Origin of the sequence: Chitinophaga sp. (genome assembly GCF_017745275.1) — a bacterium.
Taxonomy (GTDB): Bacteria; Bacteroidota; Bacteroidia; order Chitinophagales; family Chitinophagaceae; genus Chitinophaga.
This window is the reverse complement of the sequence record NZ_JAGHZS010000009.1, coordinates 35,203-56,958: the sequence shown is the minus strand read 5'-3', so window position 1 is coordinate 56,958 and position 21,756 is coordinate 35,203. Positions and strand designations below refer to the sequence as shown.

At 45.9% G+C, this 21,756-nt stretch carries 15 protein-coding genes and 1 tRNA gene; 8 read left to right on the top strand and 8 right to left on the bottom strand.

Going from position 1 to position 21,756, the window contains the following annotated elements:
* Positions 1 to 84: 84 nt before the first annotated feature.
* From J7623_RS25370 to J7623_RS25360, 3 genes are all read right to left on the bottom strand, one after another.
* Positions 85 to 2,559 carry an outer membrane beta-barrel protein gene (locus J7623_RS25370; RefSeq protein WP_291925929.1) on the bottom strand — a complete coding sequence of 825 codons (2,475 nt, stop codon included), beginning with the start codon at positions 2,557 to 2,559 and terminating at the stop codon, positions 85 to 87.
* A gap of 166 nt (positions 2,560 to 2,725) precedes the next feature.
* Positions 2,726 to 5,290, bottom strand: a complete 2,565-nt coding sequence (locus tag J7623_RS25365; protein ID WP_291925927.1) for a TonB-dependent receptor — start codon at positions 5,288 to 5,290, stop codon at positions 2,726 to 2,728.
* A gap of 192 nt (positions 5,291 to 5,482) precedes the next feature.
* A complete protein-coding gene (locus tag J7623_RS25360) occupies positions 5,483 to 6,034 on the bottom strand; it encodes a hypothetical protein (protein WP_291925925.1) in 552 nt (183 codons plus the stop codon).
* Between the two features lie 67 nt (positions 6,035 to 6,101).
* Here J7623_RS25360 and J7623_RS25355 point away from each other — a divergent pair, with 67 nt between their 5' ends.
* Positions 6,102 to 6,716, top strand: coding sequence for a hypothetical protein (locus J7623_RS25355; RefSeq protein WP_291925922.1), 615 nt, complete (start codon positions 6,102 to 6,104; stop codon positions 6,714 to 6,716).
* Between the two features lie 116 nt (positions 6,717 to 6,832).
* Here the strand turns inward: J7623_RS25355 and J7623_RS25350 are convergent.
* Positions 6,833 to 6,906: transfer RNA gene (locus tag J7623_RS25350), tRNA-His, on the bottom strand.
* Between the two features lie 533 nt (positions 6,907 to 7,439).
* On the opposite strand from J7623_RS25350, the gene J7623_RS25345 reads away from it, so the two are divergent.
* Both J7623_RS25345 and J7623_RS25340 read left to right on the top strand, forming a co-directional pair.
* The gene (locus J7623_RS25345; RefSeq protein WP_291925919.1) at positions 7,440 to 8,645 is read left to right on the top strand and encodes a hypothetical protein; all 1,206 of its coding nucleotides are present in this window, start codon (positions 7,440 to 7,442) and stop codon (positions 8,643 to 8,645) included.
* Between the two features lie 169 nt (positions 8,646 to 8,814).
* Positions 8,815 to 9,360, top strand: a complete 546-nt coding sequence (locus J7623_RS25340) for a hypothetical protein (protein ID WP_291925916.1) — start codon at positions 8,815 to 8,817, stop codon at positions 9,358 to 9,360.
* Here J7623_RS25340 and J7623_RS25335 read toward each other — a convergent pair.
* Positions 9,357 to 10,328, bottom strand: a complete 972-nt coding sequence (locus tag J7623_RS25335) for a lipase family protein (RefSeq protein ID WP_291925913.1) — start codon at positions 10,326 to 10,328, stop codon at positions 9,357 to 9,359. The genes J7623_RS25340 and J7623_RS25335 overlap by 4 nt on opposite strands.
* 266 nt (positions 10,329 to 10,594) lie before the next feature.
* Here J7623_RS25335 and aspA point away from each other — a divergent pair, with 266 nt between their 5' ends.
* The 3 genes from aspA (at position 10,595) to J7623_RS25320 (ending at position 14,661) form a co-directional block, all read left to right on the top strand.
* Positions 10,595 to 11,998 carry an aspartate ammonia-lyase gene (gene aspA, locus J7623_RS25330; RefSeq protein ID WP_291925910.1) on the top strand — a complete coding sequence of 468 codons (1,404 nt, stop codon included), beginning with the start codon at positions 10,595 to 10,597 and terminating at the stop codon, positions 11,996 to 11,998.
* Positions 11,999 to 12,117: 119 nt separating this feature from the next.
* Positions 12,118 to 13,458, top strand: a complete 1,341-nt coding sequence (locus J7623_RS25325) for an anaerobic C4-dicarboxylate transporter (RefSeq protein ID WP_291925906.1) — start codon at positions 12,118 to 12,120, stop codon at positions 13,456 to 13,458.
* 39 nt (positions 13,459 to 13,497) lie between these two features.
* A complete protein-coding gene (locus tag J7623_RS25320; protein WP_291925903.1) occupies positions 13,498 to 14,661 on the top strand; it encodes a porin in 1,164 nt (387 codons plus the stop codon).
* A gap of 126 nt (positions 14,662 to 14,787) precedes the next feature.
* Here J7623_RS25320 and J7623_RS25315 read toward each other — a convergent pair whose 3' ends face one another.
* Positions 14,788 to 17,247: an MG2 domain-containing protein gene (locus J7623_RS25315; RefSeq protein WP_291925901.1), complete on the bottom strand. Its 2,460-nt coding sequence runs from the start codon at positions 17,245 to 17,247 to the stop codon at positions 14,788 to 14,790.
* Between the two features lie 119 nt (positions 17,248 to 17,366).
* Here J7623_RS25315 and J7623_RS25310 point away from each other — a divergent pair, with 119 nt between their 5' ends.
* The gene (locus tag J7623_RS25310) at positions 17,367 to 18,602 is read left to right on the top strand and encodes an NAD(P)/FAD-dependent oxidoreductase (protein WP_291925898.1); all 1,236 of its coding nucleotides are present in this window, start codon (positions 17,367 to 17,369) and stop codon (positions 18,600 to 18,602) included.
* Positions 18,603 to 18,654: 52 nt separating this feature from the next.
* Here J7623_RS25310 and J7623_RS25305 read toward each other — a convergent pair whose 3' ends face one another.
* A complete protein-coding gene (locus tag J7623_RS25305; protein ID WP_291925895.1) occupies positions 18,655 to 19,284 on the bottom strand; it encodes a deoxynucleoside kinase in 630 nt (209 codons plus the stop codon).
* Between the two features lie 35 nt (positions 19,285 to 19,319).
* The gene (gene folK, locus J7623_RS25300; protein ID WP_291925891.1) at positions 19,320 to 19,808 is read right to left on the bottom strand and encodes a 2-amino-4-hydroxy-6-hydroxymethyldihydropteridine diphosphokinase; all 489 of its coding nucleotides are present in this window, start codon (positions 19,806 to 19,808) and stop codon (positions 19,320 to 19,322) included.
* 86 nt (positions 19,809 to 19,894) lie between these two features.
* Between folK and sppA the strand changes: the two genes are divergently transcribed.
* Entirely contained in the window at positions 19,895 to 21,655 is a 1,761-nt protein-coding gene (gene sppA / locus J7623_RS25295; RefSeq protein ID WP_291925888.1) for a signal peptide peptidase SppA, read from the top strand.
* Positions 21,656 to 21,756 lie beyond the last annotated feature (101 nt).

Here is a 21,756-nt window from a genome sequence, read left to right as displayed (position 1 = left end):
GTGGATATTAAGTTAATCATCCGCATTTGTCATTCGCTTTAATAGCTTTTTGCTTTCTGCTTTATGCTTTCTGCTTTCTGCTCTTTATAATCTCCCTGTTCCTTCCTTCGGTTTCTCCTCTTCTTTCTTCTCTTCTTCTTCGGGTTGTGGTTTCTTTTTCTTGAACAGGTTAGGATCCATTTTGCCAAACCGGTACCGGACGTTCAGCCGGATGAAGCGGGTGGCCCTTTTACGGTCATAGTCCTGTATAAAAGTAGCCGTTTCGTAATGTGAGCTGAATTGTTGTGTATTCAGGATGTCGGAAATATTCAGGGCTACCACGAGGCCTTTGTTTTTCAGGAACTCTTTACGAACGCCCAGGTCCATGCCATTCATGGCTTTAAATGTACCCTGGGGCTGTATTCTTGGAGAGCGGAAGTGACCGCCCAGCTCGATACTCACCCTGCCGGGTAAACGAAATTGGGTATTACCGTTTAGTCCGTAGCTGAAGTTTTCGTTATTGACGGTAATGCTGGTGAGCTTATTATATTCCAGGTTCAGGTTTGCCCATATCTTCCACCATTTGCTGAGGTTTAGGCTATAAGATACGTTTCCGCCTATATTTTGCTGGGTGGCCAGGTTCATGGGTTTGGTGGTGGTAACACCGGAAATGGTGTCCAGGGTACTGATGCGGTCAATGTTATCATTGGTTTGCGCATAGTAGGTACTGGTACTCAGGTAATTATTGGTTTTTGGATAATATACGGAGTAGCTCACTTCAAATTTATGCGACAAAGCCGGCTGCAGCTCCGGGTTACCGGTCCGGATGTTTTGCGGATCGGAGTTGTTGATATAAGGCAGTAACTGGTCGAAGTTGGGCCGGTCAATGCGGGTAGAGTAGTTGAATACCAGGCTCTGGTTCTGATTTTTCGGCAGGTTATATTTCAGGAATACGCTGGGAAACAGGTTAAAGAACCGGTTGTTGACAGTGGTGTCCCTGGTCACCGAGTAGCCCTTCAGGAATGATTGCTCTGCCCGTACGCCCACTTGGTAGCCGAGATTGCCGATGGCATTGGCGAAATTGAGGTAGCCGCCATAAATATCTTCTTCATAATTGTATTGGTTAGATAAACCGGAACTTACCAGGTAATCTTTGGCGGACCAGTCGTACAGGGAAGCAATGTAGTTATTATCGATATGCCGCATCGTGGCTTTCACGCCTGCTTCCAGCTTGCCTTTTTTGCCCATGGGCGATGTATAATCTGATTGTATATTCCAGAAGCGGTTGCCGTTGTTGCTGTTGTTTCGTTGTTTGTCAGCATTGGGCAGGGTATCTGTGTCTTTGTAGTGATACTGGGTGTTGTAGCCGCTGTTACCATTGCTTTTATTACCGCTGTAGCTGATGTAGGCTGTTAGCTCCTGGTTTTCTTTAGCAAAGGTGTGTTTGTAGTTCAGGTTGGTATTATTGTTACTGCTGTAATTATTACTGTTGTTATTACGGTTGCCGTAGCGCAGCGTTTCTTTTTTTTCATCCATGTAGTTGAGGTAGATATTGTCCTCATTATCGCTTCTGCTGCGGTTGATACCTTGTGAGATGGTGAAGGTATTATGGTCATCTAAAAAATAGTCAAATCCAAATCGGCCGCCATTGTTGCTGTTGGTGTTTTCGTTTTTACTGGATTGGGTGAAGAAAGACGTATGGCTGCTGTCGGCTACCAGGTTCTGCCGGGAGCTAAATCCGCTGCCATTTACGTTTTCGTAGCGGCCGTTGTAGTTGCCGAAGAAGTTAAAGCGTCTCATCCGCAGGCTGGCATTTACGCTACCATTGGCTTCGCCGCGGGTGGCGCCGCCGGCGTTGAACATCACGTTATATCCAAAGGCTTTATCTTTTTTTAGTACGATGTTGATAATACCACCGCTGCCGTTCGCTTCAAATTTCGCCGAAGGGTTATTGATCACTTCCACGCGATCAATGCTTTCTGCGGGAATCATTTGCAGCGCTGTTTTAGCGTCACCGAAAGGAGAAGGCTTGCCATCCACATAGATGGTTACACTTTTTCCCCGGAGGGTAATGTTATCGTCGATGTCTACGTCTACGCTGGGAATATTTTTTAGTATATCCGTTCCCGTTCCTCCTTCTGCATTGATCATGTTGCCGGCATCAAATACCTGGCGATCTATCTGCATAGAGAAGGCGGGCTTTTCTGCTTTAATTTCCACGGCATTTAACACCTTCCCGGCAGATTGCAGGCGCAGGGTGCCGGCCAGTGTATTTTTCCCTTCTGTTACACGAATCGCTTTCTCCAGTTTTTCGTATCCCATAAAGGTGATGCGTAAAATATAGATGCCGGGAGCAATATTATTGAGTGTAAAGGTGCCGGCAGGAGTGGTGTACGCACCAGTTACCATGCTGGAGTCAGCTTGTTTAAGTAATACAACAGAAGCGTATTCGATGGGTTTTGCGGTGACAATATCCGCTACTTTTCCCGTGACTTTTAATGCAACCGGAGCAGTCGTTTGGGCGTTGACGTTATAAGACATAACTGTCAGCACGAACATGAGGAATAGAAAATTTCGCATGCGTGGATTTAGCAACTTTATAAGTGATACAACAACATCATAAAAGTAACAGGCGAAAGCGTAAACGTTGACGAAATATGATGAGTGGTAGCTAAAAAAACATGGCCGGCAGCCACGCTGTAGCGCGACTTGCCGGCCTGTGGTTTGCATTCACCATCTTTATCTTTTAGAAGCTCTGCATGGGATCGCCCATCTGCGTGTCGCTTCCCTGATCTCTCTTTTTCTTTTTAAACAGCGAAGCATCGAATTTACCGAAGCGGTAGCTGAAATTCAGTTTAAGTATACGTGATTCACGTTTGCGGATATAATCCTGTGCAAACTCCGGCGACACCTGGTTGAGTTCGTACTGGCGGGTGTTGAATACATCGGACAAACTCAGCGTTACAGAGGCAGCTTTGTTTTTCAGGAAGTCTTTTTTTAAGGCTACATCTACGGTGCTGAAGCCTTTGATGGTACCCTGTGCAGAAGAGGGGATCTGGTTGAATCCACCACCACCGCCGCCACCACGGCCACCACCACCACCGCCGCCGGAAGACGGCAATGCAATAGTAGGTGCCTGGTACGTTGCATTTACCTGGAAGGTAAAGTTAGCTGGCAGCCTGGTTTCTGAATTTATTTTAGCAAACCAGCTAAAGCCATTGTTATTAAAGTTATGTCCATTGGTATTTACCTTCATGTCTGTTTGATACAGGTTTACATTGCTGGTAACGTCCCAACCTTTAATGATCTGGTTCTTCATCGTTAATTCCGCACCGTAGGAGTTACTCCGGTTGGCGTTGATATACTGCGTCAGCAGGGTATCTGCGCCGATAGGGGTGCTGATGGTGGAAATCATATTGTTAGTATTCCTGAAATAAATGCTACCGAGGAAATTGCTATTGCCCCAGTTTTTTACATAGGAAAATTCAAAGCTGTTGGTATACTCCGGTTTCAGGTTGGGATTTCCTTCGCGTTGATTTTGCGGATCGCTGTAATCGCGATAGGGAATCAGTTGAAAGAAATTCGGCCTGTTTACGCGGCGGGAGTAGTTGAGCTGCAGTTCCTGGTCGTGTTTTAACTTTTCAGAGAGGAACAGGCTGGGATACAAACCGGGTACGGCTTTGGTGGGTTTGTATTTAGTGCCTTCGTTTTCTCCGGCGTATACATATTGTTCTACGCGTAAACCTGCCTGGTAGCCGAAGTTGCCGATGGTATTGGCAAAGTTGGCGTAGCCGGCATATATTTCCTCGTTGTATTTGTAATGATTAGATAGCAGCGGGTTAGGCACAAATGTGCCGGTGATGGTGTCTTTGTCAAATACATTATAAGCGCTGGTGTAGTCACGTATGGTAGCTTTGGCGCCTACTTCCAGCTTACCATTTTTCCCAACGGGATTGGTATAATCCGTTTGGAAGGTCATGAAAGTGGTTTTACCATCGCTGGTATTATTTTGCAGCATGGCCTGTCCGAGTGGCGTGCCCATTGGGTTTTGCGCCTGTGTCAGGTAGTCGCCATTGCGGCTGTTGGAGCTTTTATTATAGTTGATATCTGCGGTCCATTCTTTATTGGGTTGCGCAAAAGTATGTTTGAAACTCAGGGTAGTAGTGTAGTTCCGGAAACTGAATTTGTTATTGTTCAGGCGATCGCTCTTACCGGTGATGGTATGTGTTTTATCAGAGAAGGTGCTGAGCAGATCTTCTGTATTTTTAAAATCGCCGGCAACAATGTTTTGTGCTACGGAGATGGTGTTGCGGTTGTCGAGCATATAGTCTACGCCGAATCTTCCGAACTGGAACATGGGTTTGCTGGTGCTGTTACTGTTCTGGAACAGGTAGTTGGTATCTGCTGCCGCGTTGTTGCGATAGTTACTACGATCAGTAGTACCGTCGGCCCAGTTACGGTTGGCGTTGATGTTATAGTTGGCAAACACATTGAATTTTCCCTGGCGGATATTGATATTTCCGCCGCCGTTGTATTTGTTGCCGGTGCCTATTCCTGCGTTGACAGCGCCGTTGAAGCCGGCTTTACGGTTTTTCTTCAACACAATATTCAGGATACCTGACATACCTTCCGCATCATATTTTGCAGATGGATTGGTCACCAGTTCCACGCTTTCGATGGCATCTGCGGGGATTTGATCCAGGGTGAGGGTAGAGGGTTTCCCATCTACAAAAATGGTAGGTGCCGCATTCCGTACGGTCACATTACCATCCAGGTCTATATTTACAGACGGAACGTTTTTCAGTACATCCTGTGCGGTGCCGCCCACGCTGCTGAGATTACGGTCTACGTTAAACACTTTTTTATCGATGCCCATGGTGAACGCGCTTTTTTGCCCGGTTACCTCTACGCTTTGCAGTGTTTTTACGTTTTGTGTCAGCTTTATATTGCCGAGGTCTTGCTCAGTTGTTTGAGGAGTGATCTGTACTTTCTTCTGCAGGTTCGTATATCCCATGAAGTTAACCCGTAGTATCATGGGGCCGAAGGGCAGGTTTTCGAGACTGAAATCGCCGTTGGGCTTGGTGAGCATGCCGGTGATCAGTGAGGAATCCCGTTGTTTGAGTAGCGTAACGGAAGCATATTCGATGGGCTTTCCAGTTTTAGCGTCTACCAGTTTGCCATATAAATGGCCGATTTGTGGCATGTTGGGTCGTCCTTGTCCCTGCTGTGTGCCTGCTGGTTTAGGCGCTTGTGCAAAGGCGCCTGTTTGCCACAGCAGTATCGCCGCCAGCATGATATAGCATTTTTTCATCCCTTTCTTTTTTTATCCAACTTTTTGCTCAGATAAGGACAAATGTATCGGGGTGCTGGTATGAATGGTTTGAGATTGTGATGAGCGGAATGATTGTCCGCAGGAAATTGCAAAAACGGCCGCTAAGAGGTCTTAACAGTAGTTAACAGATTAAGCGATTTAACAGTAGTTAACAGAGTTATTTTAAATTAGTTATAGCAGGGAGATACCTACGCAGATTAAGCCGGTAATCAATCCGCTGATGGCGCCCAGGAGTTTAAAGCTTTGCAGCTCATTTTTCAGGAGGTTGTTGGCGGTTGTTTCAAATTGTTGCGCAGAGATACCGGCAATTTTCTGTGAAACAATTTTTTCCAGGTCCAGTTCCTGTTGTACGTTATCGAGGTATTGACCGATCATTAAAGGGAACAGGGTATCCAGTTCTGCTACCAGGTGGGTTTTAATCTGGTTCACGATACTGTCGCCGATGAACATGGAGAGCACAGGCATTGCTTTTGGTAACTTCTCCCGTAAAAAAGTATCCAGGTGAGCTTCTACCAGTGGAATAATTTTTTTGATCTTTTCCGGATCGGTGAGTTTGGTTTTGATATCATTAAAAGAAAACAATTGTTTACCTACAATGGAACCAATACTGTTGGCTAGTTGAGCTTGTCTTTTAGGGAAAACACGGCGGAAAAACAGGGTAAGCGCAAGACTATTGAGGAGCCAGCCAATGATTGCAGCGAGGAGAGGAAGGAGAAAGATCATTATGAGTGATTAAGTTTCATGTTTGCACAAATGTAGGTATTGCGATGCAAAACAAGTATTTGAAAGAATGGAAACTGTTTTAAATTTAGGAAATTATCCTTTGCCTATGGAGTACTATTTCACCAAAAGAATGATTGTAGCTGGTTATCACAATGGGTTTGCCAATACAGGAAAGCATCAGCTTTTTAGTGTTTACACAATGGAAGAGCAGTTGGTGGGAGAGGTTTACTACCATCCATCACAAGGTTTTTTTTATATCGGTGAAATGCGGATGAACATAAAGCGCGCCGGAGAATCGTTTTTTCAGCGCATGTGTATCGTAGATGCCTATACGGATAAAATTATGGGTGAATTCAGACATGATGGATGGAGGGCTCTGGAAAATGGCAGCAGTATACTATTAAATGACCAGCGATATACTTTTCGGAAAATTAAGTTGAAATCTTCCCTGTTTGATAGAGATACATGGGGATATTACAAGTATCAGATAAGAAAGGACCGGGTGGAATTCACATATTCTTTTCATATCGGTGAACGTACTTCCTGGAAGGAGCCTATTACTGACAGAGCGTTTGAAGGTGTTGTTGAAACAACAGGAGTGTTGGAAGGAGATGATTTGATAGCACTGTTTGCAGGCTTTTATTCTTTGGGTAATGCAATGGAGGATGGGTTTTCCTCGTAAGCAGGCGTGGCAATGTACAGCGGAGAAGGCCAGCGCTTCAGTGTATTCAAGGCTATTATTAAATTAATTCCTTAAAATAAAAAGGCTTCTTTTTACAGAAGCCTTTTTACATTTTGGGTGATTGAAGGGTTTCGAACCCTCGACCCTCAGAACCACAATCTGATGCTCTAACCAACTGAGCTACAACCACCGTATTTCCGTTGTTGGGAGTGCAAAGATAAGCGAAACTATTTTTAAATTCCAAATACTTTGAATAAAAAATTTTCAGCCTATTATACATGTGAATAATTTTTCAAGTGAAAAACGTACCAGGCGGAGAGTTAAGAGGGACTTGCGGAAGCAGGGTTGTGGCTGGTCAATTCCCTTTGCAGGCTTATGTTTACTGTGTTTTGTGCTACAAATCTGCCTGGTTATATATGATAGCAAAAAACAGCTATTTATACACGCTTATCATTCGCAATAGCCGCTGCTCCCTTTATCCCTCCGGCTTTTTGCTCCTTCAAAAAATATTGTATCTTTGCGCACTTTCCCATTCCATTCCCATTTTTATAAGTTGTTGGTAATCAACTGTGTGTTGTTTTCAAAGCATCCGCGCGCCCGTGTTTTCGGCAATTTGCGGCCTGTTTAGGCTGGATATGTTAACCAGCGCGAAAATTTTTTTAAAAATTGCGATGCGCTAATAGAGTTTAAAATAAGTATTTAATATTTAATTGTATATACATTATGGATCAGCTTAAACTGAAGTTGCAGGAGTACTATCAGCGTTACCAGCAAATGGATCAACGGGTGAAGCCTGGAAAGGAGGAGCCTGGTTTTGAGGACGTGCTGGACATGGAAAACGATATTCTTTCACAATTTGGATTGCCTGCATCACGGCGCTTTGTGCAAATCCTGCACGACTTTGTGCATCATGGACACGTAAGTGATCAATTAGTGGATTATGTGAGTAAGAAACTGCGTGCGGCAGCACGTAAGTACCTTTTGGCACCGGTTATGTCAGATATTGATCTTTTAGAAAGTGGACGCGACCAAAAACGCAGTCCCTATGATGTATTGCCTGAACTGGGATACCCGGCCCAGGAATACGCTTTGTTTCTCATTGGAGAACTCTTCTATCGCCGTAACATGGCAGCGGGAGATATCCTGGATGAATTGAAAAAAATGCAGCATTTCGACAGTTGGAATGACCTGATGCTGTTGAGTAAAATACACAATCATACTACGCATGAGCTGTATGCCAAACTGAAAAAGCATGAGCTGCGTTTTATTGATGAATTCATACAATTCACCCGCCGCCAGGAACCTTCCCGCCTGGTGAACAAGCGCGCCACACCACTGGAAGAAGGCTATACACCGAATTATAAAACCATTACCAAAGTACAGGTAGAAGACATCATCTTTGATGAACAAACCACTCCCAGTTTATTTGGTAAGATAAAAAGTGGCAGAGGCTACGCCCGCATCACCATCAGCCTGGAGTTTTCAGAACTGAACCAGATCCTGATGAGCAGCGATGAACTGGGTGTTACCATCAGTAACCATATTAAAAAACGGTTGGCTAATCCCGCCGCTGAAAAACCAACGGTGATAGATATACGCGCAGAATTTGGAGATGTATTAAAACTCGACAACTGCTACCTCGAAGTGTATAAACCGCAGCACAGAGAAGGTAAAAAGTGGGTAGAAGATAAAGATAACTTCTACTTTGTAGATAAAATTCTTACTAAAAAAGAATTCGAAAAACGCTCCAAAGAAGCAGAGGTAAAAACTAAAATAACAGAATGCCTGGAACTCATTGGTGGCTCTTATGTATACTACCAGCGCTTGCGCCGCTTAGGCATCACTGATGAGGAAGCCAAGCTACGCGCAGGTTTGCAGGATGAACTGTTGTTTAAGTTATCCTACTTCCTGAATAAGGTAAAAGAGTAGCGGAAAGCAGAAGGCCGAAAGCATAAAGCAAAAAGCCATTGTAGCGAATGATCAGAGCGGATATTTATAAATTCTACGCTTTAATCATTCGCTACAATGGCTTTTTGCTTTATGCTTTCGGCTTTATGCTATTTAGTTGCTTTTCTTTATTTTGGGAAAAAATCAAGCAATGGAAGAAGAACTCACACTTGGCGTTGGCTCCAGGGTACAGCATGCACATTATGGCCCTGGTGTAGTTGTAGCAGTAAAATACGCACAGTACCGCGTTACGTTTATGGACCATGGCATTAAGATGATCGATAAAACAGATCCACTCTTTGAGGTGCTGGTGGCGGAAAATACCACCCCTGAAGTGGAAACAGCTTCAGAGGTGGAAACATCGTTGCTGAAAATTCTGCGCTTATGGGGAGGCATTACCGAAGTAGTGCCATTGGGTGATCGCTGGAAAGGGGGGAACCTCATCCTTCAGCCCGGTGATCCATCGCTGAAAGCGAAAGAACTGCCCATTGACACCTTCTTCCATAAAATAGTGATGCTGCGGGACCGCCTTCGTGTGCTGGAGCAAAACATCAACAGCCACAAAATACTCACCGACGAAGAGAAGGTAAATCTGCAGCAATATATTACCCGTATCTATGGCTCACTCACTACTTTCAACGTATTGTTCAGGGATAAGGAACATTGGTTTACCGGGGAGAAAAGCGGTAATGATTAATGGGTATCTACATGATAGATCTGTTCCAGTTCCCAGCGGTACGGATCTAACATATGATGCCTGAAAATGTTTTTGCCGTCAAACGGAAACTTTTCATCATATCCCTGTACCGGGTATAAAATAACGGGCGTGCCTGCCGGCGTATAATTGTGACTGGTAACAAAATCCGGGCGCTGATACTCCGGCAGTATCTTTTTTACACGGGTATAGGCAAACTTCCCTAAGATCCGCTGCATACGCCTGGAGGCGCGTTTTGCAGGACGATCCAGCCGCCCGTACATATAATTGAGCACCCAGCGGATGGCCCATTTCTGATCCTTCATTGACGCTTTTATATTAGAGAAGGGATTTACGGCGGTGAAGTCACGGGTGGTTTGCAGTGAAAACGGTGTTTCCGGTACCCAGTCGCGCGCATTTACTACGCGTAGTCCCCAGCCATCCCTGGTGATATAATCATAGTCGTAAGCGTAGTTAAGGTTGCCCGGCTTTGGTGCTGCACTGGCATATGTTTTAAATACTACATCTTTTGGCAGGCCGTCGGCATAGGCAAAGTAAGAACGCATCAGGAAAGAGATGGCGCCACCCTGGCTATGACCGAAAATGATAAATTCGTGTATGCCTTGCTGATAGTATTCATTTATTTTACGGATCATATCCGGCCCCATTGCTGCTACGGCCAGCATCCAGCCTGCATGTACATAAGCCTTGGGATCTTCCGCTACTTTATAGGGAATGATGGTACTATCGTTGAGCTTTATGGTGCCCTTTGCCGGAATCATACCTGCATAAAAGTTTTCCAGCCACGATGTACTGGTGCCTACGGTACCACGGATAACAATGATGCCCACACCGTCTTTTCGTTTCCACAGGTCCCAGCGATTCTCCAACCCTGATATGGCGGCACGGTATACCATTTCACAATCGCGGGGAGGATTACTTTTTACTTTCGTCCAAGGGGTATCAACCATCCGGTCAGCCATTTTCAATAGTTCCGCATATTCAGATGCATTAAAATGAGGTTGGAGGTGTTGGGCAACAGCAACATTTCTCCCGAAAAATAAAAATAGAAAACAAACCAGTGAAAGGCGGTAGATCATGGAAAATTATGAATTACTAATCATGAACAATAGGTGAACAACTAACAAAAGCGCATCTCTTTAAGATAAAATAAAACAATTCGCATTGTTTCATTGTTCTAAATGCGTTTAACTTTCAAGCCTAAATTACTTTAAATATGGCAAAGAGAATTGAGCACGATTTCCTTGGTGAAAAAGAAATACCACAAAACGTCTATTACGGTATTCAAACCCTGCGTGCAATTGAGAATTTTCATATTACGGGAATTCCGCTCAAGGTAGAACCTATTTTCGTACAGGCGTTAGGCTATGTAAAGAAAGGCGCAGCGATGGCCAACCGTGACCTTGGTGTACTGGATAAAAATATTGCGGAATATATTATTAAGGCCAGTGATCGCGTGATTGCCGGTGAATTTGATGACCAGTTCCTGAGTGATCTGATACAGGGCGGTGCCGGTACTTCCGTGAATATGAATGCTAATGAAGTGATCGCTAACGTGGCGCTTGAAATGATGGGCAAAGAAAAGGGACAATATGAATTTTGTCACCCCAACAACCACGTCAACTGCTCACAATCCACTAACGACGCATATCCTACCGCTTTTCGTATAGCCCTTATCAATAAGCTTAACGGGTACAAAGCTACCCTCGGACAACTGGCAGACGCCTTTGCCGCTAAGGGAGATGAATTTAAGAATGTGCTGAAAATGGGTCGTACCCAATTGCAGGACGCCGTTCCGATGAGCATGGGCGACGAATTCAAAGCCTTTGCTACTAACATCAATGAAGAGCTGGCACGTGTAGAAGAAAGCAAACGCCTGATCTCTGAAATCAATATGGGCGCCACAGCAATTGGCACCGGCGTAAATGCACCGAAAGGATATGCCGAACTGGTGACCAAACACCTGGCGGCTATCACCGGCCTGGACCTCATCCTGGCGGGCGACCTCATTGAAGCTACCTATGATACCGGTGCTTATGTACAATTATCCGGTGTGCTAAAGCGCACAGCTGTGAAGATTTCCAAGATATGTAATGATCTCCGCTTATTATCTTCCGGCCCACGTACAGGCTTAAACGAAATTAACCTGCCGCCTATGCAGCCGGGATCTTCTATCATGCCGGGTAAAGTAAACCCCGTGATACCGGAAGTAGTGAACCAAACGGCGTTTTATGTGATTGGCGCTGATCTGATGGTCACTATGGCTGCAGAAGCAGGACAACTGCAACTCAATGTGATGGAGCCTACCATTGCCTTTGCATTGTTTACCGCCATCACGTATATGAATAATGCCTGTCAAACGCTGAAAGATAAATGTGTGGTGGGTATTACCGCCAATGCGGACCGCACCAAAGAGATGGTGATGCATAGCATTGGTATTGTAACGCAGCTGAACCCTATTATCGGTTATGAAAAATGCTCTGCTATTGCAAGGGAAGCGCTGGAAACAGGCAAGTCGGTGCATGACCTCGCAGTAAAGGAAAAGAAGTGGGTAACACAAGAAAAATGGGATGAGATCTTCACTTTTGACAACCTGATCAGACCCCAATTTATACAATAAAAACAGGAAGGCAGTCACCCGGTTATGCCGGCTGGCTGCCTGTTTTGTCCCGGCATCATCCTTTGCCGTAGCCGCTCTGCAGTATAAGAACAGCTAATCATCATATATACACGCTTCATATGATCTGGTTACAATTTGCAATTTTGTTGGGGGCTATCCTGGTAGGTGCCCGTATGAAAGGCATTGGCCTCGGAGTGATGGGTATGGTGGCATTGGCCATTTATATATTCCTGTTCCGCATGCGGCCTGCCGATCCACCGATTGATGTGATGCTGATTATACTGGCGGTAGTAACTACTGCCGCTACTTTGCAGGCAGCCGGTGGAATGGATTACCTGGTACGACTGGCCGAAAAAATATTGCGTAGCAAGCCATCACTGATTGTACTGCTGGGACCATTGGTCACGTATATGTTTACACTGTTTGCGGGTACTGCGCATATTACGTATTCGCTGTTGCCCATTATTTCAGAAGTATCTACCAAAAAAAGAATCCGTCCGGAGAGAGCCCTGAGCATCTCTGTGATTTCTTCTCACCTGGCGATTACCGCCAGCCCTATATCTGCGGCTACTGCGGCGTTGTTGACTATTCTCAGTGGTAAAGTGGAGCTGCTGGAAATTTTGAAAGTATGTATTCCTGCAACGTTGGCTGGTACCCTGGCCGGTGTGGTGGTTTGCTGGAAGATGGGGAAGGAGCTGGACAAAGATCCGTTGTTTCTCGAAAAAATGAAGGACCCTGAATTTGCAGCCAGTATTAATGCTGATAAGGAATCTGCGGAGGCGCCGTTGCTGCCGGGCGCAAAACTATCCGTGTTAATTTTTGGATTGGCGGTTTTGTTAATTGTATTGGTAGGCGCTTTTCCTGCGATGCTGCCTTCTTTCGGCCCCGGCGTCAGCAACCTGGCGGTAGATGGCGTGGGTAATGTGAAGATGGCAGCAGTGATAGAATTAGTGATGCTGGCAGCAGCTGCCGCAATTATGCTGCTGTGCAAAACTTCCGCGGCATCAGTGGCGAAGGCTAGTTTGTTTAATTCCGGTGCACAGGCGGTGGTCTCTATTTTTGGTGTGGTGTGGATGAGTGCTACGTTCATGCAAACGAATACGGAGGTGATAGAACATACGTTGGGAGACATGGTACGTTCTGCTCCCTGGACTTTCGCCATTGCTTTATTTCTCCTGAGCATCCTGCTCTTTAGCCAGGCCGCTACTACCAAGGCGTTGATGCCATTGGGGCTGTCGCTTGGCATTATTCCTCCTCACCTGGTAGCCATGTTCCCCGCGGTGAATGGGGATTTCGTTTTACCCGGCTATCCTACGCTGCTGGCGGCGATTAACTTTGACCGCACCGGCAGTACACACATAGGCAAGTTTCTCGTGAACCATAGTTTTATGATACCGGGTATTGTGAGCGTAGCGGTTTCCGTGGCAGTAGGCTTCCTCCTGGCTGGAATATTGTGGTAGCGCTGCATACCCTTCAGTTACTTCCGAAATCTAATAATTATGCATATCCGTAAATGGTGGATGGCAGGCATGCTGTTGTATGCTGTTACCGCATCCGCACAGCAGCAGGAAGCAAAAAATGATACCCTGCATACCCCGTTGATCCCCGTCAGCAAGCAATCTTTACTCAATAATGTAGATGTGCTGGCCAATATGCGCGTTGCATTCCGCAATGATTTTCAGAATGGAACGTATACGGGTTCCCGTTTTGTGAATGAACAGTTCCGGCTGGAAATTAAAGGCAAGGTATCCGATAAGCTATACTTTCGCTTTCGCGATCGCTACACCCGCGATCCTGCTACACAATCGGTCGATAACCTCAGCAGATCCACTGACCTGGCATATGTACGTTTTGATCCGAATGAGAAATGGAAGATTTATGCCGGTAAGTTATGCGCCGATTGGGGTGGTTATGAATTTGATTTAAATCCTATTGATATCTATGAATACTCCGATATCATTGAGTATGCTGATAATTTCCTGACAGGCGCAGGACTAGGCTTCCTGCCGGATAAAAATAATGAATTTACTTTCCAGATTTTAAACAGCCGCACCAAAACATTCAAAGAATTATATGATACCATCCCAGGTATCAATGAAAGTAAATTTCCTTTTGCTGCCGTGATTAACTGGCGGGGTAATTTGTTTGATGGTAAATTCAGTACGATCTGGTCTTACAGCATCTTTAAAGAGGCTACCCATCAGTACATGAATTATTTTGCTTTCGGTAACCAGTTGTCGTTGCACAATTTCCGGCTGCAATATGATTTTAAGTTAAGCCTGGAGAACCTGGATCGTAAGATGCTGGTCAGTAGTTTTACGCCCGATAAAAAAGCGGTGCAGGGTGTCCGGTATATGAGTCACTGGTTGAGCGCCGATGTCAAAATAAGCCGTATTGTGCACCTGGCCTTCACCGGCATGGTGGATTTTGCCTATTGGGATGGCAACCCGGATCCGGATAAAGATAAGAAACTGCGTACTGCCTGGGGGTATATACCAGGTGTAGAAGTATATCCGTTTAAACAGGTGAACTTAAAAGTGTATGCCAATATGGTTGGAAGGGTATACCGGTATAGCAACTACGCACAAACGAAATTGGGAATGGTGAACAATGATAACTTCCGTTTCTCTGTTGGGATAGTGGCTCCTTTGTTGATTTTATAGGAGCAGAAAGCATAAAGCAGAAAGCATAAAGCTATTATAGCGAATGACTAAAGCGGATATTTGAATTTCTTCGCTATGATCATTCGCTATAATAGCTTTATGCTTTCTGCTTTATGCTTTCTGCTCCTATAATTCCTGTTCCAGTCTACCTACGCTACCATCATCTCCAATACCTTCCACTACTAAGCGGAAACGTTTGGTGAAATCATTGTTGTAGAACTGTACTCTCGCGGTGTGTGTGAGGGTATCTACGGCTACATTAGGATTCCAGTAGAGGGTCAGGCGTTTATCAGGTAACGCATGTACTTCTTTTTTCACGGAGTAGTCCGGAGAATAGAATTGTTTTACGACGGTATATCCTGCCTTTTTATAGAGTTTGAACCCACGGATGCTCGGATCGTTTTTAGGGGCGTTATCGCCACCTTTCTTGGTGTATACCGCGATAGCACCGTTGGCGCCGCCAAAGCCGCCCATAAACGGAGGACGGAATACTTTCACGAGGGCGATGTCCTGCATGGAGAGTGTACTCAGCATGCTTACATCTGTTTGCATTTCATTCAGGTATAAGCCTGGTTTGCCACCCCTCCAGGAGAGGGAAGGATTATTGAGGTCTCCTGTAATCTGCAGCCCTGCTACTTTTGATTGCAGGTATTGGAATACGTTGAGTGAAATCGGATTTTCTTTGGTGAGGTCAAAGGTGTATCCATCGCCGCCGGAGAACATACCGGAGGTATAGCGTTTCTCGGTAGTTTCTTCTGGTTTTACTTTGGCCGCGTTTACGTTTACCTCTTTCAGGTATACTGTTTTATTGTTGATAGAACGGTTTACCTTATTGCCTTCTGAAGCGTTGGCGAGGAATTGTTTTAATGCGTTATTATCTACTGTTGGTGGTATACGCAGCGGATAAGGTATTTTAACCTGTGTAGGGCGTTCGAAGAAGTGGTTATCGAATTTCACGTTTACGTCTACACCTTTTTTCACGAGGTCATTGCCCTGGTAGTAGATGTAGGCAGTATCCGGGAATACCATGTTGGCTACTTCGAATTCTCCTTTTTCATTGATAGGTGCGGAGGCAAACATAGAAGAGCTGTCTATCGGCAGGCGGATGATCATATCCAGTTTACCGGTAGGCATTGGGCGGCCATTCAGCATGGTAGCTACTCCTTTCATGAGCAGGCCCTGTTCGTAAGGGAACCTGATATCCGGGAATTCGTTGTTTTCAATTTTTTTCCAGTCGAAACGTGTCCAGCCATGGGTCAGCATTACGAGGTCGAGGCCACGGAGGGTGGAATCGGCTTCGTTACGGAAGTACCAGGAAGGGTTATATATGTAGCCTTTCAGATCGGAGGTGAGTAAGAAGGTAGATACGATGTTATTGGAATTCTTATCTACCGGTACGGCATCTGCGTCAGTGATGGACATGGATATATTGGTGGTCATAGAATCCGGCAGGCGTATTTCGATGGCATTTTTGGCTCTGGGCTCTTTGTGGGTGTCGGCATCCAGTACATCCATTTGCAGGAGGTCATTTTTGCGGACAAAAGAAAGTCTTTCAGAGAGTGGCAGGCCGGATTTGGCGAAAAGGGTAATATGTAAGATACCAGATGGCAGGTGGTCTGCCGGGATAAAGCCACTGATCCGACCTTCGCCGATATCGAGGTTGGCTTTGTATACCAGTTGGGATCCCATCTGGGCAATGATAACGAGGTCATTGAAGGCGGTATCGCCTACATTGGCAGGAACGGCCTGGTAAAAAATGCGGCTGCCTTTATTGAATACTTTCAGGGAAACGCCGCTGGTAACAGGTGCGGGGAGGGCAAAGGTTTTGGTTTGTCCTTTCGCATTTTTTATCGTTGCCTGGAAAATATCCTGTCCGTTAGCGGGAGTGATGTCGAAGGTACCCATTCCATCGTGCACGGATTTGAGCGCTACGGGGTTACCGCCTTTGGCATCTTTCACGGTACCGGTTACTTCGATAGGATAGCCGTTATTATCGATGGCTTTGAAAGCTACCACGTTAGGCTGACCGGCAATGAGGTTACCTCCTTCCGGGAAAAACTGCACGGCAAAGTCGGGCGTGGTGACGCTATCGGCGGGTGCGGCTGTTTTTTGGGAAGGATCAAATATCTGTATGGTCCTGGTGTAGCTGAAAGCGGGATCGAAGTTGAGCATCCAGGCAGTATAGGCGCGGAGCTGATATACGCCGGGTTTCTGTGTTTCCGGCAGGTCGAAGTTGCCTGGTGAACCGGCATTGCCGGCTGCAAACAGTTTCTTTTGTACAATGTTATTATTCTTATCCAGCAGCTCTACATAAAGGTTGGTAGCGGTGGTGGAAGGCATTCCCTGCAGGGTGATATAGCCTTTAAACCAGATGGTTTCACCAGCAGCGTAATAATCTTTATCCAGGTGGAGATATACTTTCTCGGCAGGGTAGCGGGAGCCGAATGTTTGTAATGCCTTTACTATGCGATCGGACCAATCGTTGGGCGAAGGTAGTATAGCCAGTGCACTCATTGCGCCGGTCAACAGAACGGCTGGGATCATCCATTTCAGGTGATGTCGCTTTTTCTTCAGGTGCGGTTGCATGCAATATATTTTGAGCCAGTATAATATATGTAAAAATATAAACTTCGGAAGATTAATCGGTAATTAATCGCAGGTTTGTTATTATTGCGTGTTCAAGCCATGGTTTTAACAAGATTTTAATGAGTTCAGAACAGAAACGTTTAGTGGTGGCAGGCGGTGGAGCTGCCGGATTTTTTTGTGCGGTAAATGCAGCCCGACTTTGCCCGCAGCTGGAAGTAGTGCTGCTGGAGAAAACAGGCAAGCTACTATCGAAAGTGAAGGTAAGTGGAGGCGGCAGGTGTAATGTGACCCACAACGCACCGGATATTACGTATATGGCTAAACGTTATCCAAGGGGGCAAAATTTTGTCAAAAAATCCTTTTCCCGCTTTTTTGTGACGGATACCATCAACTGGTTTGCGGAAAGAGGTGTGAAACTGAAGGCAGAAGATGATGGCCGTATGTTCCCGGTAACAGATAGTTCCCAGACAATTATTGACTGCCTGCTGCGGGAAGCAGACAAATATCGTTTAAGTATCCGCACCAATACCGAAGTTACTTCTTTTAAAAAGGATGCTGGTGGCCGCTGGCAACTGCAACTGCAGAACGGCAACACCCTTGCGGCGGATTACCTGTGTATTGCTGCTGGCGGCTATGCGCAGGCCGATAAATTTGCGTGGTTGGTGCAGAGCGGGCATAGTGTAGTATCTCCGGCCCCCTCCCTGTTTACGTTCAATATGCCGGGGAATCCTATCACCAGCCTGATGGGCGTAGCACATACGGCACATGTTAAAATAGCCGGTACCAAACTACAGGAGCAAGGTCCTTTGCTGATCACCCATTGGGGGATGAGTGGCCCGGCAGTACTCCGGCTCTCGGCCTGGGGCGCCCGCGAGCTGCAACAGTTGCAATATACCTTTACCGCTATCGTGAACTGGCTGCCGGATTATAATGAGAACAGCCTGCGGGAAGACTGGCAACACCTGCGTTTTGAGTTAGGCAAACAGAAACTGCATCATAAAAATCCCTTCGGCTTACCACAACGGCTATGGCAGTTTTTGCTACAGCAGGTGGGCATCCCTGAAGAGATGCGCTGGGCTGACCTTCCGGCAAAAGACCAGAATCGTTTCATGAAGTTACTGGTAAGCATGGAATTTCCGGTAAAAGGCAAAACTACTTTCAAGGAGGAGTTTGTGACCTGTGGTGGTATTACCCTCAGCGAAATAGATCCTGCTACCATGGAAAGCAAGCTGGTGCCCAATTTATATTTCGCGGGAGAGGTGATGGATGTAGATGGTATTACCGGTGGCTTCAACTTTCAACACGCATGGACCAGCGGTTTTGTAGCCGCAAGTGCAATTGCGCAGAAGGTGTAGGAGCTACCCCCGTTTCACATCTCACAAAATCGTAAAAAAAATAACAGGGACGCTACAACTTCAGGTAATGTACTCCCGGCGCATACTCTTGTTCCAAAGCTGCCAGCAGGTTTTTAAAGTCGTCCGGCTGACGGATAAAATCCACTTTAGTGGTATCTACCATAAGCGTGCGTATAGGATGCTGTTTGATGTACTGCATATAAGTATCATGTACATTCATCAGGTATTCATCCGGAATTTGTTGTTCGTAGGTGCGATTGCGCTGCTTGATATTTTCCTGCAGCTTGGTTACCGGAGCATTCAGGAAAATCAGTAAGTCGGGTTGTACCAGTTGGGGATTGATGATATCGAATAATTTCTGGTACAGGGCATATTCTTCTTCCGGCAGATTCACTTTCGCAAACAGCAGGCTTTTGATAAAGAGGTAATCGGAGATGATGATATCGCTGAAAAGATCCTTTGATTGCAGCATTTCCTTGAGTTGCTTGTAACGTTCCGCCATAAAAAACAGTTCCAGCGGGAAAGCGTACTGCTGTGGGCGTTCGTAGAATAGTGGCAGAAAGGGGTTGTCTGCAAATTCTTCCAGGATTAGTTTGGCGGAAAAATGAGCAGAGAGCATATTGGCCAAAGTAGTTTTGCCGGCGCCAATGTTTCCTTCTACCGTAATAAATTTATAGTGCATGAATATGTTGTTTAGTGTGTAGGCTCAGCAGGCGTTTAAGACTGCTGGTAGCGGGTTACGGGTAATGTATCCGGGCAGATATCGGCCAGCTCCTGTACGGTTTTATGCAGTACGGGATGTACATAGTCCGGCACAATTTCGCGTAAAGGTATCAATACAAATTGCCGTAACTGCATTCGTGGATGCGGTATCTTTAACTCCGGTTGCGACAGGATACTATCGTTAAAGAAGATGAGGTCGATGTCAATCACCCTGGAACCCCATTTCTCCTGGCGGATCCGGCCTATCTTTCTTTCTATCTCCAATAGTGTATGCAGTAACGTTAGTGCATCCATCGTGGTGTGGATTTCTACCGCCTGATTCAGGTAGTCAGGTTGATCCACAGCTCCCCAGGGAGCGGTCTGGTATAAGGAGGAGATCTTTACGACCTTACCGGCTGTTTCGTTGATCAGCTGTACGGCCTTTTCGAGGTTCCCGGTACGATCGCCTAAATTGCCACCTATAAGTAATATTGCTGTATTCATGTATATTTCGAATCCCAAAAGTAGCCATATTCCTTATTTTTGAAAAAATGTATCTTTTCACCTCAGTTTTATCTTAACAAAAAAGTATGCGTTTCTTCAAAGTTTTTCTGGCCGCCCTGCTTGCATTCGTTGTATTTGCAGGTATATGCGTCATCATTTTGCTGGTGATGTTAGGCAAGGCGTTAGCCCCCAACGAGATTACTATTAGCCCGAATTCGGTATTGGTGCTGGAAACCGGCCAATCCTATAAAGAACAAACCGTATCCAACCCGTTGGGTTCCTTCCTGCAGGATGAAGAGGGAGAAACGCCAGGTTTGTTTCAGGCTGTACGATTAATCGAAAATGCCGCCCATGACGATAATATCAAAGGGATTTATCTGAAAGTAAATGGTAACCCAAGCGGCTTTGCTACTACCGAAGAGCTGCGTAACGCCTTGCTGCGCTTCCGCAGATCCGGCAAGTTTGTATATGCATACGGAGAAGTAATAGGCCAGGGCGCTTATTACCTGGTATCTGCTGCCGATAAAGTATACCTGAATCCCAAAGGGGGACTGGATTTCACGGGCTTCTCCTCTCAAATGCCCTTTGTAAAAGGTGCGTTGGAAAAGTTGGAGATCAAACCGGAAATTTTCTATTGCGGTAAATTTAAAAGTGCCACAGAGCCTTTACGCGAAACGCAGATGACCGAGGCTAACCGTATTCAAACCAGCCAGTTCCTGGGTGAGTTATACGGCCACTTCCTGGCTGGCATCGGCAAAGCGCGTAACATAGATACAGCGGCGTTACATGGCTATGCCAACGAAAATATGATCCAGGAACCGAATGATGCGCTGAAATATAAGTTGGTAGATGGCTTGAAGTATGATGATGAAATCACGGCAGAATTGAAGAACAAAACGGCTACCAAAGCAGATGATGCCATCAATTTTGTATCTCTGGGAAAATACAATGTGGCGGCTGATTTACCGATCAGCACCGCGGAAGGAAAAATTGCCCTGATTTATGCAGAAGGTGATATCATAGATGGGGAATCCGAAAGAGGCACCAACATTGCCAGTGCCGACTATATCAGCGAAATCCGTAAGGTAAGGGAAGATAAAAACGTGAAGGCCATCGTGTTCCGCGTGAACTCCGGTGGCGGTAGTGCATTGGCGTCTGAAGTGATCTGGCGGGAGCTGTCGCTGGCAAAGAAAGTAAAACCTGTGGTGGTATCTATGGGTGATTATGCAGCTTCCGGCGGTTATTATATCTCCTGTATGGCGGACAGTATTTTCGCGGAACCCAATACCTTAACCGGTTCTATCGGCGTATTCGGGGTTATGTTTAATATGCAGGACTTCTTCAAAAATAAGCTGGGAGTTACTTTCGACGGCGTAAAAACTGCGCAGTATGCTGACCTGGGCAGTGTGGGCCGTCCGTTAACGGATGCAGAAAAACGTTTTATCCAGAATGGGGTAGACAGCACTTATGCTTCTTTCAAGTCGCGTGTAGTAGCGGGCAGAAAGCTGGATGCCGCGGTGGTAGACAGCATTGCCCAGGGACGTGTATGGAGCGGCCTGGAGGCAAAAGAACTGGGACTGGTAGACCGTATTGGCGGTGTAAAAGAGGCCCTGGCTTGCGCCGCGCACCTGGCCAAACTGTCTGATTATCGCTTAAGAGAATACCCGGAAAGCAAAAAGAACAAAATAGGCCGGTTCCTGAGAGGATTAGGCGCGGAAACCCGCACAGATATGGTGAAGAAGGAATTAGGCCCTAATTACGAATTGTACCAGGAGCTGAAAGAAGTGCAGCAGTTGCATGGCCGGATACAGGCCAGGATGTTGCCGTTTAAGTATAGCAGCTTCTAGAAGGAGCTGAAAGCATAAGGCAGAAAGCAAAAAGCTATTGTCGCGAATGATTAAAGCGTATTGGTCATTCGCGACAATAGCTTTTTGCTTTCTGCTTTATG

Excerpts from the sequence above, each read along its gene's own strand:
- J7623_RS25355 (WP_291925922.1), top strand. The coding sequence starts at position 6,102 with ATGGAAACTGTTTTAAATTTAGGAAATTATCCTTTGCCTATGGAGTAC.
- J7623_RS25310 (WP_291925898.1), top strand. The coding sequence starts at position 17,367 with ATGAGTTCAGAACAGAAACGTTTAGTGGTGGCAGGCGGTGGAGCTGCC.
- sppA (WP_291925888.1), top strand. The coding sequence starts at position 19,895 with ATGCGTTTCTTCAAAGTTTTTCTGGCCGCCCTGCTTGCATTCGTTGTA.
- J7623_RS25315 (WP_291925901.1), bottom strand. The coding sequence starts at position 17,247 with ATGCAACCGCACCTGAAGAAAAAGCGACATCACCTGAAATGGATGATC.
- folK (WP_291925891.1), bottom strand. The coding sequence starts at position 19,808 with ATGAATACAGCAATATTACTTATAGGTGGCAATTTAGGCGATCGTACC.
- J7623_RS25325 (WP_291925906.1), top strand. The coding sequence starts at position 12,118 with ATGATCTGGTTACAATTTGCAATTTTGTTGGGGGCTATCCTGGTAGGT.
- J7623_RS25365 (WP_291925927.1), bottom strand. The coding sequence starts at position 5,290 with ATGAAAAAATGCTATATCATGCTGGCGGCGATACTGCTGTGGCAAACA.
- J7623_RS25335 (WP_291925913.1), bottom strand. The coding sequence starts at position 10,328 with ATGGTTGATACCCCTTGGACGAAAGTAAAAAGTAATCCTCCCCGCGAT.
- J7623_RS25370 (WP_291925929.1), bottom strand. The coding sequence starts at position 2,559 with ATGCGAAATTTTCTATTCCTCATGTTCGTGCTGACAGTTATGTCTTAT.
- J7623_RS25305 (WP_291925895.1), bottom strand. The coding sequence starts at position 19,284 with ATGCACTATAAATTTATTACGGTAGAAGGAAACATTGGCGCCGGCAAA.
- J7623_RS25360 (WP_291925925.1), bottom strand. The coding sequence starts at position 6,034 with ATGATCTTTCTCCTTCCTCTCCTCGCTGCAATCATTGGCTGGCTCCTC.
- J7623_RS25340 (WP_291925916.1), top strand. The coding sequence starts at position 8,815 with ATGGAAGAAGAACTCACACTTGGCGTTGGCTCCAGGGTACAGCATGCA.
- J7623_RS25320 (WP_291925903.1), top strand. The coding sequence starts at position 13,498 with ATGCATATCCGTAAATGGTGGATGGCAGGCATGCTGTTGTATGCTGTT.
- aspA (WP_291925910.1), top strand. The coding sequence starts at position 10,595 with ATGGCAAAGAGAATTGAGCACGATTTCCTTGGTGAAAAAGAAATACCA.
- J7623_RS25345 (WP_291925919.1), top strand. The coding sequence starts at position 7,440 with ATGGATCAGCTTAAACTGAAGTTGCAGGAGTACTATCAGCGTTACCAG.